Source organism: Streptomyces sp. NBC_00094 (assembly GCF_026343125.1).
In the GTDB taxonomy this organism is placed as follows: Bacteria; Actinomycetota; Actinomycetes; order Streptomycetales; family Streptomycetaceae; genus Streptomyces.
The window spans coordinates 2,818,094-2,835,500 of sequence record NZ_JAPEMB010000001.1; the positions used below are offsets into that span (position 1 = coordinate 2,818,094).

The 17,407-nt window shown below is 73.2% G+C and carries 13 protein-coding genes; 8 read left to right on the forward strand and 5 right to left on the reverse strand.

All coding sequences use genetic code 11. From position 1 onward, the window contains the following. Positions 1-34 precede the first annotated feature (34 nt). From OG580_RS12110 to OG580_RS12125, 4 genes are all read left to right on the forward strand, one after another. A complete protein-coding gene (locus OG580_RS12110) occupies positions 35-1,363 on the forward strand; it encodes a VWA domain-containing protein (RefSeq protein ID WP_267043668.1) in 1,329 nt (442 codons plus the stop codon). A 42-nt stretch (positions 1,364-1,405) separates the two neighbouring features. Continuing rightward, positions 1,406-2,716: an FHA domain-containing protein gene (locus OG580_RS12115; protein WP_267043669.1), complete on the forward strand. Its 1,311-nt coding sequence runs from the start codon at positions 1,406-1,408 to the stop codon at positions 2,714-2,716. Positions 2,717-2,819: 103 nt separating this feature from the next. Continuing rightward, entirely contained in the window at positions 2,820-3,773 is a 954-nt protein-coding gene (locus tag OG580_RS12120; protein WP_267043670.1) for an IS481 family transposase, read from the forward strand. A 90-nt stretch (positions 3,774-3,863) separates the two neighbouring features. Next, entirely contained in the window at positions 3,864-4,898 is a 1,035-nt protein-coding gene (locus OG580_RS12125; RefSeq protein ID WP_267047979.1) for an IS630 family transposase, read from the forward strand. 178 nt (positions 4,899-5,076) lie between these two features. Here OG580_RS12125 and OG580_RS12130 read toward each other — a convergent pair whose 3' ends face one another. Next, entirely contained in the window at positions 5,077-6,045 is a 969-nt protein-coding gene (locus OG580_RS12130) for a methyltransferase domain-containing protein (RefSeq protein ID WP_267043671.1), read from the reverse strand. A gap of 161 nt (positions 6,046-6,206) precedes the next feature. Here OG580_RS12130 and OG580_RS12135 point away from each other — a divergent pair, with 161 nt between their 5' ends. The 4 genes from OG580_RS12135 (at position 6,207) to OG580_RS12150 (ending at position 14,152) form a co-directional block, all read left to right on the forward strand. Next, on the forward strand, positions 6,207-6,611 hold the full coding sequence (locus tag OG580_RS12135) for a globin (protein ID WP_267043672.1): 405 nt from the start codon (positions 6,207-6,209) through the stop codon (positions 6,609-6,611). Between the two features lie 196 nt (positions 6,612-6,807). Beyond that, positions 6,808-10,221 carry an FtsX-like permease family protein gene (locus OG580_RS12140; protein WP_267043673.1) on the forward strand — a complete coding sequence of 1,138 codons (3,414 nt, stop codon included), beginning with the start codon at positions 6,808-6,810 and terminating at the stop codon, positions 10,219-10,221. Next, on the forward strand, positions 10,221-13,175 hold the full coding sequence (locus tag OG580_RS12145; RefSeq protein WP_267043674.1) for an FtsX-like permease family protein: 2,955 nt from the start codon (positions 10,221-10,223) through the stop codon (positions 13,173-13,175). The genes OG580_RS12140 and OG580_RS12145 overlap by 1 nt, the downstream gene beginning before the upstream one ends. Beyond that, positions 13,172-14,152, forward strand: a complete 981-nt coding sequence (locus OG580_RS12150; RefSeq protein WP_267043675.1) for an ABC transporter ATP-binding protein — start codon at positions 13,172-13,174, stop codon at positions 14,150-14,152. Before OG580_RS12145 ends, OG580_RS12150 begins: the two co-directional genes overlap by 4 nt. Here the strand turns inward: OG580_RS12150 and OG580_RS12155 are convergent. From OG580_RS12155 to ettA, 4 genes are read right to left on the reverse strand one after another with little or no spacing between them, the layout of a single operon-like run. Beyond that, entirely contained in the window at positions 14,149-14,565 is a 417-nt protein-coding gene (locus tag OG580_RS12155; protein WP_267043676.1) for a GNAT family N-acetyltransferase, read from the reverse strand. The two genes, OG580_RS12150 and OG580_RS12155, sit on opposite strands and share 4 nt — an antisense overlap. Further along, the gene (locus tag OG580_RS12160) at positions 14,562-15,296 is read right to left on the reverse strand and encodes a hypothetical protein (RefSeq protein ID WP_267043677.1); all 735 of its coding nucleotides are present in this window, start codon (positions 15,294-15,296) and stop codon (positions 14,562-14,564) included. Before OG580_RS12160 ends, OG580_RS12155 begins: the two co-directional genes overlap by 4 nt. After that, positions 15,293-15,718, reverse strand: coding sequence for a thioesterase family protein (locus OG580_RS12165; protein WP_267043678.1), 426 nt, complete (start codon positions 15,716-15,718; stop codon positions 15,293-15,295). Before OG580_RS12165 ends, OG580_RS12160 begins: the two co-directional genes overlap by 4 nt. Before the next feature lie 5 nt (positions 15,719-15,723). After that, complete coding sequence (ettA, locus tag OG580_RS12170; protein WP_267043679.1) at positions 15,724-17,388, reverse strand: energy-dependent translational throttle protein EttA; 1,665 nt, start codon at positions 17,386-17,388, stop codon at positions 15,724-15,726. Positions 17,389-17,407 lie beyond the last annotated feature (19 nt).

Consider the following 17,407-nt stretch of genomic DNA (forward strand, 5'->3'; position numbering starts at 1 on the left):
CCTTTCCCCGTCGTCGCCCGAGGAGCCGAAACAGATGGCGAACTTCTCCAAGCCGACCGCGCCGCAGTTCTCCGTGGACGTGTACCAGAACGAGTTCCTGCCGGAGGGCGGCCGCGAGGTCAGTGCCATCGTCACGGTCACCTCGACCGGCGGCGGCACCAGCGGCGGGTTCGCGGGCTTCGCGGGCGGCGGCACGGCCGGTGTCGTGATCATGGTCGACTGCTCCGGCTCGATGGACTACCCGGCCACCAAGATGCGCGGCGCGCGGGAGGCGACCGCCGCCGCCGTCGACACCCTGCGCGACGGCACCTCCTTCGCCGTCGTCGCCGGCACGCACGTGGCCAAGGAGGTCTACCCGGGGAACGGCCGCCTCGCCGTCGCCGACCCCCGGACCCGGGCCGAGGCCAAGGAGGCGCTGCGCGGTCTGACCGCGGGTGGCGGCACGGCGATCGGCACCTGGCTGCGCCTCGCGGACCGGCTGCTCTCCTCCGCCGACCTCTCCATCCGGCACGGCATCCTGCTCACCGACGGCCGCAACGAGCACGAGGCGCCGGAGGAGCTGCGGGCCGCGCTCGACGCCTGCGCGGGCCGCTTCACCTGTGACGCGCGCGGGGTCGGCACCGACTGGGAGGTCAAGGAGGTCACCGGCATCGCCTCCGCGCTCCTCGGCACCGCCGACATCGTCGCCGACCCGGCCGGGCTCGCCGCCGACTTCACGACGATGATGGAAAACGCGATGGGCAAGGGCGTGGCGGACGTCGTGCTGCGCCTGTGGACGCCGGTCGGAGTGGAGATCGGGTACGTGAAGCAGGTGGCGCCGACGGTCGAGGACCTGACGCACCGGCGTACCGAGGCCGGTCCGCGCGCCGGGGACTACCCGACGGGCTCGTGGGGCGACGAGTCCCGCGACTACCACGTGAGCGTGCGCGTCCCGCGGGCCTCGATCGGCCAGGAGATGCTCGCCGCCCGGGTGTCCCTGATCGCGCCGGACCCGGCGGGCGGCGACCCGCGGCCGCTGTCTCAAGGGCTGGTACGGGCGGTGTGGACGGACGACCTGGCGATGTCGACCTCGATCAACCCGCAGGTCGCCCACTACACGGGGCAGGCGGAGCTCGCGGACGTCATCCAGCAGGGTCTCGATGCCCGCAAATCGGGCGATCGTGACGGCGCGACCGCCAAACTGGGCCGCGCGGTCCAGCTCGCGGCGGCCTCCGGCAACGCGGATACGGCGAAATTGCTTTCGAAGGTGGTCGACGTCGTCGACGCGGCGACAGGTACTGTGCGTTTGAAGGCGAAGGTCGCGGAAGCGGACGAGATGACACTCGAAACGCGCTCCACCAAGACCGTTCGCGTCAAGAGGTAGCCCGGCCCGCCGGGCCGGACGACGAGAGGGGGAAGCACCGACATGCCGACCTGCCCGAACGGACACCAGTCGGTCTCCGACGACTGGTGCGAGGTCTGCGGCCACCGCATGGCCGGGGCGGGCGCGCCTGCGGGTGCCGTTCCGCCGCCTCCCCCGCCGCCGCCCGCGTACGGATACCCGGGGCCCGGCGGCCCCGGTCAGCCGCCGATGGGCCCGCCGCCCGGCGCTCCCGGTGACTTCGGTCCCGGTGGACACGGTGCTCCCGGTGGCCATGGTGCTCCCGGTGGCTTCGGTCCCGGGGGTGACCCGAACGCGACCGCGCAGGCGGAGCTCTGCCCGCAGTGCCGTACCCCGCGTGAGCACATGGCGCCGTTCTGCGAGGAGTGCCGCTGGAACTTCCTCACGAACACGGCCACCTCGTACACGCCGCTGGCCCCGCAGCAGTCCGGGCCGCCGCCCGGCCTGAACCTGCCGCCCGGCTTCCAGTCGCCGCCGCCGGCCCCTCCGCAGCAGCAGCCGCACGACCCCTTCGGTTACCAGGGTTCGCGGCCGTCGCAGGTGAACCGTCCGGCCGAGCCGCTGGGCGCCGAGCCCACGCACCACCAGGCTCCGCCGCAGCGCCCGCCGATGCAGCAGCCGCCCGTACAGCAGCCCCCGCAGCCGCCCGTACAGCAGCCGCAGGCTCCGCCCGCGTACCTCCAGGCTCCGCCGCAGGCCCAGGCACCGGCCCAGGCCCCGGCGCCGCCCGCGCCGCCGCAGCCCCGCGCGGACGACGACTGGCTCCTGCCGCCGCCGGCCCAGCCGCAGCCGCCGCAGCACCAGGCCCCGCCGCCTCCGCAGCAGCAGCAGCAGTTCCAGCAGCAGCAACACCAGGCCCCTCCGCCGCCCCCGCACCAGCAGCACCATCAGGCGCCGCCGCAGCAGCAGTTCCAGCCGCCGCAGCAGCCGTTGGGCTGGACCGCGGTCATCGGCCCGGACCGTGAGTACTTCATGGCGATGATGCACCGCAGCGGGCCCGAGGCCTCGGGCCTCAACCTGCCCGCGTACTCGCCGGACAAGCACCTGCCGCTCCAGGGCAACCAGATCTCCATCGGCCGCCGCCGGCACTCCACCGGCGAGTCCCCCGACATCGACCTGTCGGTGCCGCCGGAGGACCCGGGCGTCTCGCACCAGCACGCCGTGCTCGTGCAGCAGCCGGACGGCTCGTGGGCGGTGGTGGACCAGAACTCCACCAACGGCACCACGGTCAACGGCGGCGAGGAGCCGATCCAGCCCTACGTCCCCGTCCAGCTCCAGGAGGGCGACCGGGTGCACGTCGGCGCCTGGACGACGATCACCATCCGCCGGGGCTAGGTGTATTGATCACGAGCGTTGTTGACATGCGGTAGGTCTTGAACATGGCGAAGACCTCCGGTGTGGTGGGAGCTGTCTAGGAACTCACCGCACGGAGGTCTTCGTGTCCCACCGTAATGCCCGGCTGACCGTCTTCGGTAGGCGCCTGCTGGTCGAACGCGTCTGCTCGGGCCGCCCGGTCGCGCATGTGGCCGCCGAGATGGGGATATCGCGGGCCACCGCCCACAAGTGGATCCGTCGCTGGCGGACCGAAGGCGAGGCGGGGCTGCACGACCGGTCCAGCCGGCCTCGCACGACACCGCACCGGACCCCGGCCGACGTCGAGGCGCGAGTCTGTGACCTGCGTCGGGCCCGCAAACTGGGCCCCGCCCGCATTGGCCCGGTCCTGGGGCTGCCCGCCTCGACCGTCCACCGCATCCTGACCCGGCACGGTCTGAATCGGCTGTCCTGGTTCGACCGTCCGACCGGCAGCGTGATCCGCCGCTACGAACGCGACCGGCCCGGCGAACTCGTCCACGTCGACGTGAAGAAACTCGGCCGGATCCCCGACGGCGGCGGCCACCGAGTCCTGGGCCGCGACGCGGGCCGGCCGATCCGCGGCATGGGCTTCGACTACATCCACTCCGCGGTCGACGACCACACCCGCCTCGCCTACAGCGAGATCCACCCGGACGAGAAGGTCGCGACCTGCGCGGGCTTCCTCACCCGCGCCGCCGCGTTCTACCGCGCTCATGGCATCGAGCGGATCGAACGGGTCCTGACCGACAACGCCTGGGCCTACCGCAAGGGCCTGGCCTGGAAGGCCGCCCTGGCCGCCCTCGGCGCCACAGGAAAGCTGACCCGGGCCTACCGGCCGCAGACCAATGGCAAGGTCGAACGCTTCAACCGCACCCTGCTCGACGAGTGGGCCTACCTACGGCCCTACACGAGCAACGAACAGCGGAGCGCAGCCCTGACAGACTTCCTCCACACCTACAACCACCACCGCTGCCACACCGCACTCAACGGGCACCCGCCCATCAGCCGCGTCAACAACGTTCCGGGTCAATACAGCTAGTGTCCTGAGTCGTAGATTCGTCGTTGGTCTGGTGTGAGTCGTCCTGGACCGAAGATCCCGCCGGTGGTGTTGTCCGATGCCGAGCGGCAGATGTTGCAGTCGTGGGTGCGTCGTCGTTCGAGTGCCCAGTCGTTGGCGCTGCGGTCACGGATCGTCCTGGAGAGCGCGGACGGACACGCGATCGCGGAGGTCGCCCGGCGGCTGGGCATCACCACGGACACTGTCCGGGCCTGGCGGCGGCGCTTCCTGGAACGCCGGCTCGACGGCCTGTGCGATGAACCGCGGCCCGGTGTTCCGCGGAAGATCACCGACGCCGATGTCGAACGCGTCATCGTCAAGACGCTGGAGGAGACCCCGAAGGACGCCACGCACTGGTCGACCCGGTCGATGGCCGCGGCGACCGGGATGTCGCAGTCGGCGATCTCACGGATCTGGCGGGCCTTCGCCCTCCAGCCGCACCGGGCCGAGACGTTCAAACTGTCCAAGGACCCTCTGTTCATCGACAAGGTCCGTGACGTGGTCGGGCTGTATCTCGATCCGCCGGAGCGGGCCCTGGTGCTCTGCGTGGACGAGAAGTCGCAGATCCAGGCGCTGGACCGGTCCCAGCCGGTCCTGCCGATGATGCCGGGAGTGCCCGAACGCCGCAGTCACGACTACGTGCGCGCGGGCACCACCACTCTCTTCGCCGCACTCGACACCGCGACCGGCAAGGTCATCGGCTCGCTCCACCGCCGCCATCGCACGGTGGAGTTCAAGAAGTTCCTGGTCAAGCTCGACAAAGAAGTGCCCGCAGACCTCGAGGTCCACCTGATCCTGGACAACTACGTCACGCACAAGGTCCCGGCCGTCAAGACATGGCTGCTGGCGCATCCTCGTTTCCACCTGCACTTCACCCCGACCGGCTCGTCCTGGCTGAACCTGGTCGAGCGATGGTTCGCCGAACTCACCACGAAGAAGCTCCGCCGTGGCGTCCACCGCTCCGTCCAGGCCCTCGAACGCGACATCCGGTCCTGGCTCGCCGAGTGGAACGACCACCCCCGGCCCTTCGTCTGGACGAAAACCGCCGACGAGATCCTCGACAAAGTCGCCGCCTACTGCCGACGAATCTCCGACTCAGGACACTAGGGCCTGTCCGGCGGATCAGGGTCGGATAGGTCGCGGGGTCTGGTGCGGTGCATCGCAAGGCGCCGGAGCGCCCTCATAACGGAGTTATGGGGGCGTTTCGGCAACGCGGCGAGGTGCCGTGCCAGGCCCCGCGACCCCGGCCATGATCCGCCGGACAGGCCCTGAAACACCCGCGCGATCAGGCCACCGGCAGTGGCCAGGCGTACGGCCCTCCGGGCTCGTCCAGCCAGGCCCACTGCCGGTCGCCGCTGACCGTCACCCCGAAGCGCTCCCGATCCGGCCGCCCCTCGCGCAGCCAGAGCGAGAGCGCTTCGCGTCTGTCCAGGGTCTCGGTGACGAGACCGTTCAGGAAGCGGAAGCGTTCGTCCCCGGCGGGGCCGTGGCGCGGGCCGCGGCTCTCCGAGGCGTGGGCGGCGACGCCCCGCAGCGCCACGAAGTACGCCGAGGTCTCCAGGAACCGCCCCTCCGCGTGCGTACCGTCGCGCACCCTCAGCAGGACCAGCCCGGTGGAGAGCGGGGCGAGGACCAGCGCGCCGGGCCGGCACTGGGCGAGCCAGGGGTACGGGACCGCCGGCACCGCGCAGGTCGCCACGATCCGGTCGTAGGGGGCCCGCTCGGGGCAGCCCCGGGCGCCGTCGGCGGCGAGCACCGCGGGCCGGTACCCGGCGGCGGCGAGATGGGTCCGGGCGGACTCGGCGATCTCCTCCTCCAGGTCGATCGTGGTGACGTGCTCCTCGCCGAGCCGGTGGCAGAGCAGGGCCGCGTGGTACCCGGTCCCGGCGCCGATCTCCAGGACGTCGTCGCCGTCGCGTACGTCCAGGGCCCGGAGCATGAGCGCCATCAGAGAGGGCTGGCTGGCGGAGGAGAGCAGCTCCCCGTCCCGTACGCGGGTGGCGATCGCCGTGTCCGCGTAGGCCCCGCGCAGCCAGCGCGCCCGCCGCACGGGGTCGGGGTCGCCGGACCAGAGCCGCTCGTAGCCGCCGGTCCCGGAGACGTAGTAGTACGGGACGAAGAGATGGCGCGGGACCTCGGCGAAGGCGGCGTGCCAGGCGGGGTCGGACAGCACGCCGTCCGCCTCGATCTCCCGCACGAGCGCCCGCCGCTCCCGCGCGCCGGCCTCGGCGAACTCGTCCCGCGGCTCACCCATGTCTCCACTCTCCCGCTGCCCGGGCGCGCGGGCGAGCGGCCGTCCGGGTGCCTGGGTGCCCGGGTGTCCGTAGGGGTGCCGGCAAGGGGGCTCGCAAGGGTGTTCGTACGGGGGGTCCTAAGCCTCCGGTCCTCGGCCGGGTCATCTGAGACGATGGAACGGTGAACGAGATTCCCGGGGAAACGACGCAGGAGCAGACCTTCTACGAGCTGGTCGGCGGCGAGGAGACCTTCCGCCGCCTGGTCCGCCGCTTCTACGAGGGCGTCGCGGAGGACCCGCTGCTGCGCCCGATGTACCCCGAGGAGGACCTCGGTCCGGCGGAGGAGCGTCTCGTGCTCTTCCTGATGCAGTACTGGGGCGGCCCCCGCACGTACAGCGACCACCGGGGCCATCCCCGCCTGCGGATGCGGCACGCCCCGTTCACCGTGAACCAGGAGGCGCACGACGCCTGGCTCCGGCACATGCGCGACGCCCTGGACGACCTCGCCCTCGCCCCCGAGCACGAGGCGGAGCTGTGGCGCTACCTCACCTACGCGGCGGCCTCCATGGTGAACACGGCCGGCTGACGGCCCGTCACCCCTGCCCCGTCCCCCGCTCACTCACGGCGACACCTCCACCCCTGGACGGACACATTCCGGAGACGGAGCGCCGAATAACGGTCACGATCCCATCAAGGTCGGTCCGTAAGCGGTTTCCAGTGGCCCGTGCACTCTGAAAGCATCCGAGGAAGTCCGGGGGTTTCCAGGGTTTCCAGGGGGATGGGTGACGGGGTTCGTATTCCTGCGTGTCAGGGCTCACCGGCTACTGCTGTCCGCGGCGCTGCTCGCCGTCCTGCTGACCACCACCGTGCTGGCCACGCTCGCCGCGTTCTCCGCCTCCGTGGGGGACGCGGCGCTCCAGGCCGGTCTCCAGGGCCGTTCCGCACCCGCCGCCGCGCTGATCGTGACCGGCCAGGTGCCCCCCGGGCAGCGGGCAGACGCCGAGGAGGCCCTGCGCGAAGGAGCCCGGAAGACCTTCGCGGGACTGCCGGTGACCGTACGGCGCCTCGAACGCTCCGGCCCGTACGCGCTGCCCCGCAGCCTCCAGCCGCCCGCCGCCCGCTCCGGCGACCCCGACCTCACCCACTTCGCCGCGCTCGACCGCTCGCGCCTCTCGCTCGTCCGGGGCGCCTGGCCCTCGGCCGCCCGCCCCGGCGGCGTGGTGGAGGCGGCGCTCCCCGAGGAGGCGGCCCGCCGGCTGCGGATCGCGCCCGGAACCGTACTCACCCTCGACGACCGAATAGGCGACGGTCAGGTGAAGACCCGGATCACCGGCGTCTACCGGCCCGTCGACACCGGTGACCCGTACTGGCAGCTCGACCCGGCCGGCGGCCGCGGTGTCCGGTCGGTCGCGTTCACGACGTACGGGCCGCTCCTCGTCGACCCGGCCCTGTCCGCCTCCGGCGCGCTGAGCTCCGGCGAGACGTCCTGGCTCGGCACCGCCGACTTCAGCGGCCTCACCACCGACCGGATGGACGCCCTGCGCGCCGCGGCGATCGAGGGCCCGAAGGCGCTGTCGGCGGAGAGCGACCGGTTCGGGACGACGGTCTTCGCGTCCACCGCGCTCCCGACCGTCCTGGAGCAGACCCAGCGGGCGCTGGTCGTCTCGCGCTCGACCGTGCTGATCGTGGCCGTGCAGCTGGTGCTCCTCGCCGCGTACGCGCTGCTGCTCGTCACCCGGCTGCTCAGCACCGAGCGCTCCGGGGAGACGGCGCTGCTGCGGGCCCGCGGCGGTTCACGGCGCCGGATCACCGGGCTCGCCGCCGCCGAGGCGCTGTTGCTCGCGCTCCCCGCGGCGATCGCCGCCCCGCTCCTGACCGGTCCGCTGACCCGGCTCTTCGCCGAGCGGTCCGCGCTCTCCGAGCTGGGGGTACGGCTCGACACGACGCCCTCCCTCCAGGTGTGGCTGGTCGCCGTCACGGTGGCGCTGTGCTGCGCGGCGGCCGTCGTGGCGCCCGCGCTGGCCGCCGGGGACGGTTCCGTCGTCTCGCTGCGCAAGGCCCGTGCGGGGTCGCTGCCCGCGCCCGTGCGCGCCGGGGCGGACATCGGCCTCCTCGCCGTGGCCGCCGTCGCGTTCTGGCAGCTCCAGCGGCCCGCCGCCGCCGGCGCGACCCTCGGCACGGGCGAGTCCGGTGGGAGTTCCGTGGACCCGGTGCTCGTCGCCGCGCCCGCCCTCGCCCTGCTCGCCGGGACCGTCCTGACGCTGCGTCTGCTGCCCCCCGCCGCCAAGCTGGCCGAGCGGCGGGCGGCGAGCGGGCGCGGTCTCTCCGCCGCCCTGGCCGGCTGGCAGTTCAGCCGCCGGCCGCTGCGCGGCGCGGGTCCCGTCCTCCTCCTCGTCCTCGCCGTGGCGATGGGCATGCTCGCCATCGCGCAGAGCAACTCGTGGGAACGGTCGCAGCGGGACCAGGCGGACTTCCGGGTCGGCGCGGCCGTCCGCGTCCTCGGCGCAGGCCCCGGCGAGCCGACGCAGACCGAACAGCTGGCCCACGTGCCGGGCGTCACGGCCGCGGCCCCGGTGCACCGCGGCACGGTGGACGTCGCGGGGAAGAACGCGACCGTCCTGGCCGTGGACGCCCGCACGGCCGTGGGCGCGCTGCTGCTGCGCCCCGACCTCGCCGGCGCCCCCGCCTCCTCCGTCCTCACCCCGCTCGCCGCCGAGACCGGGACCCGCGCCGGGATCCCGCTGCCCGCCGGCACCCGGACGCTCGCCGTCGAACTGCGCGGCGTCGCGCCGGCCGGCACCCCCGAGGCCCGGGTCACGGCCGTCCTCGAGGACCCGAACGGCATCCCGTACTGGCAGGCCCTGGGGATGCTGCCGCACGACGGCCGGACCCATCGGCTGACCCTCGACCTCGGCGCCCTGACGTCCGGTCTCGGCACGGGCACCGGCGCGGGGAGTGACGCCGGCTCCGGCGGCCGGCTCACGCTCACCGGTCTGGAGGTCAGCGGCCGCATCGAGGACGGCCTCGACCAGCAGCAGAGCCTGCACGTCGAACGCCTCACCACCGTCGGGCCGGACGGCACCCCGCGGACGCACGCCTCGGGGCAGGTCCTCGCCGGCTGGGCCTCCGCCTCCCAGCAGACCGTGGGCGGCGACCTGCAGCCCTCCCTCCCGCTGAAGGGCGGACCCGGCTCGGCAACCGGCTCCGGCTCGGGCTCCGCGACGGGCTCCGGCTCCGCGACGCCCACCGGGCGCCCGGCGCCGTACTCCGTCTCGTACAGACTCATCGGCAAGACCCCCGGGGACCCCTACTGGGGCACCGAGGAGTACACCCTGCGGCTGTCCTCGCCCGCGCCGAAGGTGCCGAAGCGGCTGTCGGCCGTGGCCACCGAGGCCTACATGGCGGCGAGCGGCGCCAAGCTCGGCGACCAGGTCGAGGTCGCCCTCGGCGGTGCGCGGATCCGCGTCACCGTCGGCCGGGTGGTCGAGGAGCTGCCGACCACGGGTGCGGGCGCCGCGAGCGTCTCCGCCTCCTCGCCCCTCACCGTCCCGGCGGACGGCGGCGCGATCCTCGTCGACCTGGCCTCGGTCAACCGGTACCTGCGGGCCGACAGGACCGCGACCGTCCCCGCCACCGAGTGGTGGCTGTCCGTCGCGCCCGGCCGGGCGGACGACGTCGCCGCGGCCCTGCGCGCCCGCCCGAACGCGGACCCGAAGCAGGTCCTCGTACGCGACGAGACCGCCGCCGACCTGCTCGGCGATCCGCTCGGCGCGGGCCCCAACGCCGCCCTCATGGCGGTGGCCGCGGCCGCGGCGGCACTCGCCGCGGTCGGCTTCGCGGTCGGTTCGGCCGGTTCGATGCGGGAACGGTCCGACGAGTTCGGGGTGTTGCGTGCGCTCGGCACCCCGCAACGCCGCCTCGCCCGGCTGATCGCCGCCGAACAGGGCGTCCTCATCGCCGTCGGCCTGCTCGTCGGCGTCGGCCTCGGCGCGGTCCTGGCCAGGGCCGTCGTCCCGCTCGTCGTCCTCACCGGCCAGGCCGCCCGGCCCGTCCCCCCGGTCCTGGTGGAGCTGCCCCTCGGCCAGGTGGCACTGCTGCTCGCCGGGGTCGCGGCGCTGCCGCTGACGATCATCGCGGTGATCGCACTGCGCCGCACCGACCCGGCCGTGACCCTGCGCCACCAAGGGGAGCACTGATGTCCGCCGCACGCAGGGAGAGCCCCGACATGCCCCGGCCCCGGTCCGACGAGCCCGCCCAGCAGGACACGCCCGTCCAGCCGGACACGCCCGCCCGGTCCGGCAGGCCCGCCCGCGCCGTGGCCCCCTGGGTGCGGACCCGGCTGCGGACCGCACCCGGGGCGGCCTGCTTCCTCGCGCTGCTCGTCCTGGTCACCGCGTACCTCGCCGCCGCGCTGCCGCGGTCCGTCGCCGCGTACGAGACGGAGGGCCTGCGGCACGAGATCGAGACCGCCGCGCCCCGCAACACCGTCCTGGACCTGACCGTCGAGCCGCCCGGCCTGGACCTGGACCAGGACAGGCGTGAGGCCGGGCTCGCGCCCGCCGTCCTCCTGAGGAAGCGGGACGCGCTGCGCGCGCGGCTCCCCGAGCCGCTGCGGGACGACCCCCGCCAGACCGTCTACGGCGTCCGTACGGTCAAGCGGGTCACAGGCCTCGACCCGTGGCTGCCCAAGCCCGACGGCATCCCCACCGAGTTCGTGCTCTCCTCGCCGTCCGACCTGACCGCCCACGCGACCCTGCGGCAGGGCAGGCCCGCCGCCGGCGACAAGAGCCGGCCGGAGGCGGTCGTCACCACGGCGACCGCCAAGGCCCTGGGCATCAAGCCCGGCGCGGTCGTGCACGTGCCCCGCCGGTCCGGCGAGGAACCGATCGCCGTGACGGTCACCGGCATCGTCGAACCGCTCGGCACCGAGTCCGCGTACTGGGCGGTGGAGCCACTGCTGCACACCCCGGCGCTCGCCGCGATCGTCAGCTCCGAGCTCAAGTACTACTGGCAGGGGGCCCTACTCCTCTCCCCCGCCTCGGCGCCCGTGCTGATCTCCACCACCGGCGACCCGGAGCTCTACTGGCGGTTCATGCCCACGGCCGGCCATCTCACCGGACAGGACCTCGCCCGGCTCGACACCGCCCTCGACGCGGCGGACGGCGGGCCCGACCTGGTCAAGATGCGCCAGGTCATGGGGCCCACCGGCACCTTCGTCACCGAACTCGACGCGATCGTCGACTCGTTCCGTTCGATGCGCGAGGCGATCAACCCGGTCGTGGCCGTCGCCGTCTTCGGGATCGGTGCGGTCGCCGCCGTCGTCCTCGCGATGACGGGTGGCCTCTTCGCCTCCCGGCGGGACGGCGAGCTGGCGCTGCTCCGCTCGCGCGGCGCCTCGCTGACCGGCATCGGTCTGCGGCTGCTGGGCGAGACCTCGGCGGTGGCCGTGCCGGCCGCCGCGCTCGGCCTCGCCGCCGCCGTGGCGACGGTACGAGGACCGGCCGGTGCCACGACCGGCACGGCAACGGGAACGGGAAGCGCTACGGCGGCCGGGTCCGGGGTCCTGTCCGGATTCGCCGGCGGCATCCCCCTCGCGCCCTCCGTCCTCGCCGCCGTCGTCGTCGCGGCCCTCGCGATGCTGGTCCTGCCGCTGCGGGCGGTCGTCCTGCACCGTCGCCCGCGTCTGCACGGCGGACGCGACGACCTGCTCACCGCCCGCCCCTCCCGGCGCCGTACGGTCACCGAACTCACCCTGCTCGTCCTCGCCGTGGGCGCCGTCGCCTCGCTGCGGCTGCGCGGCACCGGCGACTCCGGCGACCATCTGGTGAGCGCCGCCCCGGTGCTCGTCGGCGTGATCGCCGCACTCGTCCTCGTACGGATCTATCCGCTGCCGCTGCGGTGGCTGGCCCGTCCGGCCCGCCGGCTGCGCGGGGTCGTCGGCCCGCTGGCCCTGGCCAGGGCCGGGCGCTCGTCCTCGACGGGCGCGCTGCCGCTGCTCGCGTTGGTCCTCGCACTGACCACGGCCGCGTTCGGCGGTTCGGTCCTCGCCGGCGTCGCCGACGCCCGCGACCGGGCCGCGCTCCTGGCGACCGGCGCGGACGCCCGGATCGACGGCTCGGTCGAGTGGACCCCGCTGCCGGACGGACTCACCGAGTCCGTGCGCGGTACCGCGGGGGTACGGGACCTGGCCCCCGTACAGGTCGAGTACGGGGTGGCCCTGCCGTCCCACGAGGGGACCTCCGCCCTGCCGATGAGCGCGCCGCTCGTGGGCGTCGAACCGGACTCGTACACGCGGCTCGCGAAGCGGACCGGCTTCGGCCCGTTCCCGGCCGCGCTGCTCGCGTCGACCGGGACGGGCGGCAAGGACGCCGTGGCCGACACCGACCGGGTGCTGCCCGCGATCGCCTCGCCCTCCGTCGCCGAACGGCTGGGCCGTGAGCCGCTGGAGATCGTGGCGGCGGCCGGGGTGTTCCGGGTGAAGGTGGTCGCCGTCCGGTCGACCACCCCGGCCCTGACGGGCGCCGACTTCCTGCTCGTCAACGCCGCCGACCTGGTCCACGCGCGGCCCACCGCGCTGCTCGTCACCGGGCCGTCGGTGGACGGGGCGGCCCTGCGCGCCGTCGTGACGGCGAAGTCCGACGACTTCACCGTGACGCTCCGCGCCGAACAGCGGTCCACCTATGTGAACTCGCCGCTCCAGTCGGGCGCCGAGCGGATCTACGCGGGAGCGATCGGCGCGGGCGCCGGCTTCGCGGTCGTGGCCGTGCTGCTCTCCCTGATGCAGAGCGCGCCGGAGCGGACCACGCTCCTCGCGCGGCTGCGGACGATGGGACTGACCCGGAAGCAGGGACGGCGGCTGCTCGGCCTCGAGGCGCTGCCGCAGGCGTTCCTCGCTGCGCTCGGCGGGATGCTGGTCGGCTGGGCGACGGTGCCGCTGCTCGCCCCGGGCATCGACCTGTTCCGGCTGGCGCTCGCGACGTCACCGGGTCTGGCGCCGCTGGACAGCGCCCCGCTGCGGGCGGACCCGTGGTCGCTGGTGCTGCCCGCGCTGGCCGTGGTCCTCCTGACGGGGGCGGCGGCGGCCGGGCAGGCCTGGTGGGCGGGGCGCAGGGGCTCGATCAAGGAACTGAGGGCAGGAGACGCACGATGACGAAGACCGGCACGACCCTCGACGACACCGCTCCGGGCACCACGCTGGCGGAGCTGGAGCAGCGGGCGGCGGCGCGGCGCGACCGGCCCTCGTACGGGCACGACGCGCTCATCGCCTGCGACCGCCTGGTCCGGATCTTCACCACGGACGGGGTGGAGGTGCAGGCGCTCCAGGGCCTCGATCTCCTGGTGAAGGAGGGTGAGTTGATGGCGCTGGTCGGGGCCTCGGGTTCCGGAAAGTCGACGCTGATGAACATCCTGGCGGGCCTGGACGTGCCGACGGCCGGCGCGGCCCGGGTGGCCGGGTCCGACCTGCTCGCGATGGACGGCAAGGCGCGGCTGCGCTATCGCCGCGAGGTCGTCGGCTTCGTCTGGCAGCAGACCGCCCGCAACCTCCTCCCGTACCTGACGGCAGCCCAGAACGTGGCGCTGCCCATGCAGTTGCGGGGCCGTACGAAGCGGAAGGCCGAGCGGGCCGAGGAGCTCCTCTCGATGCTGGGCATCGCGGACGCCCGCGACCGGCGGCCGCACCAGCTCTCCGGCGGCCAGCAGCAGCGGGTGGCGATCGCGGTCGCCCTCGCCAACAACCCGGCGGTGCTGCTCGCCGACGAGCCGACCGGCGAACTGGACTCGGCCACCGGTGAGCAGGTCTTCGCGGCCTTCCGGCGCGCCAACGAGGAGCTGGGCACGACGATCGTGATCGTCACCCACGACCAGGCGGTCGCCTCCGAGGTGCGGCGCACGGTCGCCATCCGCGACGGCCGCACCTCCTCGGAGGTGCTGCGCCGCACGGAGGTCGACGACCAGGGTCAGGAGTCGCTGGTGGCACGGGAGTACGCGATGCTCGACCGCGCCGGCCGGCTTCAGCTCCCGTCCGAGTACACGCAGGCGCTCGGGATGGAGCACCGGGTGGCTCTGGAGCTGGAGCAGGACCACATCGGGGTCTGGCCGGACGAGGCGCAGGACCGCAGCTCTTAGGCGGTGTCCGCCGGCTCGTCGTTCAGCGCCATGAGTCCGGCGGCCGTGGGCCGGAAGCCGCACCGCTCGTGGAAGTCGGCGAGGTGCGGCTCGTAGTCCACGTGCAGCCAGTGGGCGCCGCGCTCCCGGGCCGCGTCGGCGGCGGCGCGGACGAGGGCGACTCCGAGACCGGTGCGGCGCTCGTCGGGGTGGACGGTCGTGTCGAGGAGGAAGGCGTGCACGCCGCCGTCCCCGACGACGTTCACGTATCCGACGAGCCGTCCGGCGCGACGGGCCGTGGCCCGGAGCAGGCTCCGGGCGAGGACGGGACCGAAGTCGGCGTCCTGGTGCCCGGGCCAGGCGGCGTGGAAGAGCGTGTTGAGCTCGTCCCCGGTGAGGGGCCCGTCGACCTGGATGTCCGTGTCCGGCCTCATCTGGGGGTGACGCCGAGGGACATCGGCACGGTACGGAGGGCTATGGAGCCGTACGGGGTACGCAGCCGAAGCCACGGCCCGGAGGCGAACAGCGCGACCGGGGTCCCTTCGGGCGACGCCGGTGCGGGCCCCTGTGCGGGCTCCCGCACGGGCTCGGGCACGGGCTCCGGCGCGGGCTCCGGCATGGGCGGCAGGAAGCCGAGCGACTGCGCGGCGTGCACGGCCCGCAGCGGGAGCCCGGTGGTGCCGAGGGTCCGGGACCAGATCTCGCGGCCGAGGTGGTCGCGCTCGGCCCTGGTCCGCCGCTCCTCGGGCAGCTCCTCGTCACGCGCCCGGAATTCGGCGACGGCCGCGGCGACCGCGCCCCGCATCTCGGCGGCGGACGGCAGCCCGGCGACGGGCTTCCAGCCGGACCGGGGCGGCAGGACGCCCGCCCAGGGCGGGCCGGTGACGGAGTCCGGGACGACCGCCTTGCCGGCCGACTCCTCGATGCCTTCGAGGAGTTCGCCGGCGGAGACGGTGACGTCCAGGTCCACGGCGTCGACGAGCCGGGCCGTACGGATCGCGAGCACCTCGAAGGACGACGGCCGCCCGAAGACGGCCAGCGCCCCGCCACCCGCCTGGAGGCGGACGGCGGCGGCCCGGTCGTAGTGGACCAGCCGGCCCAGGAAGGCGGCGAGGGCCGCCGCCTCCCGGGCGTCGGCGAAGTGCAGCGGAGCGAGGACGGTCATGCGGCGGAGTTCATCCCGTCGTCCACGTACTCCTCCAGGAAGCTCCGCTCCTCGGCGGTGATCCGCCGCGGGCGCTGGGCCTCCAGGTCGAAGGGCACGACGACCGTGGACGCCCGGACGTACACGACGTCCGCGTCCTTGACCTCGTACGCGATCGTCAGCGACGCCGCGCCGATCTTCGTGACCCACGACTCGATGGTCACCGGCTCGTGCCGGTGGACCAGCGGCCGCTTGTAGTCGATCTCGTGCCGGGCCACGACGGACCCGCCGGAGAACGACGGGGAACCGTCCCCCGGCGCGAGCCGGAACATGAAGTCGATCCGCGCCTCTTCCAGGTACCGCAGGAAGACGACGTTGTTGACGTGCCCGAAGGCGTCCATGTCCGACCAACGCAGGGGACAGCTGTATATGTGCCTGGACACTGGACTCAGCCTCGGGTCAGCTTCTTGTACGTGGCACGGTGCGGACGGGCCGCGTCCGGTCCGAGACGCTCGACCTTGTTCTTCTCGTACGACTCGAAGTTGCCCTCGAACCAGTACCACTTCGACTCACCCTCGTACGCGAGGATGTGCGTCGCCACCCGGTCCAGGAACCAACGGTCGTGGGAGATGACCACGGCCGCACCGGGGAACTCGAGCAGCGCGTTCTCGAGCGAGGAGAGGGTCTCGACGTCGAGGTCGTTGGTGGGCTCGTCGAGGAGCAGCAGGTTGCCGCCCTCCTTGAGCGTGAGCGCCAGGTTCAGGCGGTTGCGCTCACCACCGGAGAGGACACCGGCGGGCTTCTGCTGGTCCGGGCCCTTGAAGCCGAAGGCGCTGACGTACGCGCGCGACGGCATCTCGACGTGGCCGACGTTGATGTAGTCCAGCTCGTCCGACACGACGGCCCAGAGGGTCTTCTTGGGGTCGATGTTGGAACGGGTCTGGTCGACGTAGCTGATCTTGACGGTCTCGCCGATCTTGACCGTGCCCGAGTCCGGGGCCTCAAGGCCCTGGATCATCTTGAACAGCGTGGTCTTGCCGGCGCCGTTCGGGCCGATGATGCCGACGATGCCGTTACGGGGCAGCGTGAAGGACAGGTCGTCGACGAGGACCTTGTCGCCGAACGCCTTGGAGAGGTTGTTGACCTCGACGACGATGGAGCCCAGACGCGGGCCCGGCGGGATCTGGATCTCCTCGAAGTCCAGCTTCCGCATCTTGTCGGCCTCGGCCGCCATCTCCTCGTAGCGGGCGAGGCGCGCCTTGGACTTGGTCTGCCGGCCCTTGGCGTTGGAGCGGACCCACTCCAGCTCTTCCTTGAGGCGCTTGGCGCGCTTCTCGTCCTTGCGGCCCTCGACCTTGAGACGCGTGGCCTTCTTCTCCAGGTACGTGGAGTAGTTGCCCTCGTAGGGGATCGCGCGGCCGCGGTCGAGCTCGAGGATCCACTCGGCGACGTTGTTCAGGAAGTACCGGTCGTGCGTGACGGCGACGACGGCGCCCGCGTACTTCGAGAGGTGCTGCTCCAGCCAGTTCACCGACTCGGCGTCGAGGTGGTTGGTGGGCTCGTCGAGGAGGAGCAGGTCCGGGGCCTCGATCAGCAGCTTGCAGAGCGCCACGCGGCGCTTCTCGCCACCGGAGAGGTTGGTGACCGGCCAGTCGCCGGGCGGGCAGCCCAGCGCGTCCATGGCCTGCTCAAGCTGCGCGTCGAGGTCCCAGGCGTTGGCGTGGTCCAGGTCCTCCTGGAGCTTGCCCATCTCGTCCATCAGCGCGTCCGAGTAGTCGGTCGCCATGAGCTCGGCGACCTCGTTGAAGCGCTTGAGCTTCCCCATGATCTCGGCGGCGCCGTCCTGGACGTTCTCCAGGACCGTCTTGGCCTCGTCCAGCTTCGGCTCCTGCATGAGGATGCCGACGCTGAAGCCCGGGGACAGGAACGCGTCACCGTTGGACGGCTGCTCCAGGCCCGCCATGATCTTCAGAACGGTGGACTTACCGGCACCGTTCGGGCCGACCACACCGATCTTCGCACCCGGCAGGAAGCTCAGCGTCACGTCATCGAGGATGACCTTGTCGCCGTGCGCCTTGCGCGTCTTGCGCATCGTGTAGATGTACTCAGCCAAGAGAAACCGTCCGGCTAGG

Coding starts and splice junctions, on each gene's coding strand:
- OG580_RS12150 (WP_267043675.1), top strand. CDS start 13,172: ATGACGAAGACCGGCACGACCCTCGACGACACCGCTCCGGGCACCACG.
- OG580_RS12115 (WP_267043669.1), top strand. CDS start 1,406: ATGCCGACCTGCCCGAACGGACACCAGTCGGTCTCCGACGACTGGTGC.
- OG580_RS12125 (WP_267047979.1), top strand. CDS start 3,864: ATGTTGCAGTCGTGGGTGCGTCGTCGTTCGAGTGCCCAGTCGTTGGCG.
- OG580_RS12110 (WP_267043668.1), top strand. CDS start 35: ATGGCGAACTTCTCCAAGCCGACCGCGCCGCAGTTCTCCGTGGACGTG.
- OG580_RS12130 (WP_267043671.1), bottom strand. CDS start 6,045: ATGGGTGAGCCGCGGGACGAGTTCGCCGAGGCCGGCGCGCGGGAGCGG.
- OG580_RS12145 (WP_267043674.1), top strand. CDS start 10,221: ATGTCCGCCGCACGCAGGGAGAGCCCCGACATGCCCCGGCCCCGGTCC.
- OG580_RS12155 (WP_267043676.1), bottom strand. CDS start 14,565: ATGAGGCCGGACACGGACATCCAGGTCGACGGGCCCCTCACCGGGGAC.
- OG580_RS12160 (WP_267043677.1), bottom strand. CDS start 15,296: ATGACCGTCCTCGCTCCGCTGCACTTCGCCGACGCCCGGGAGGCGGCG.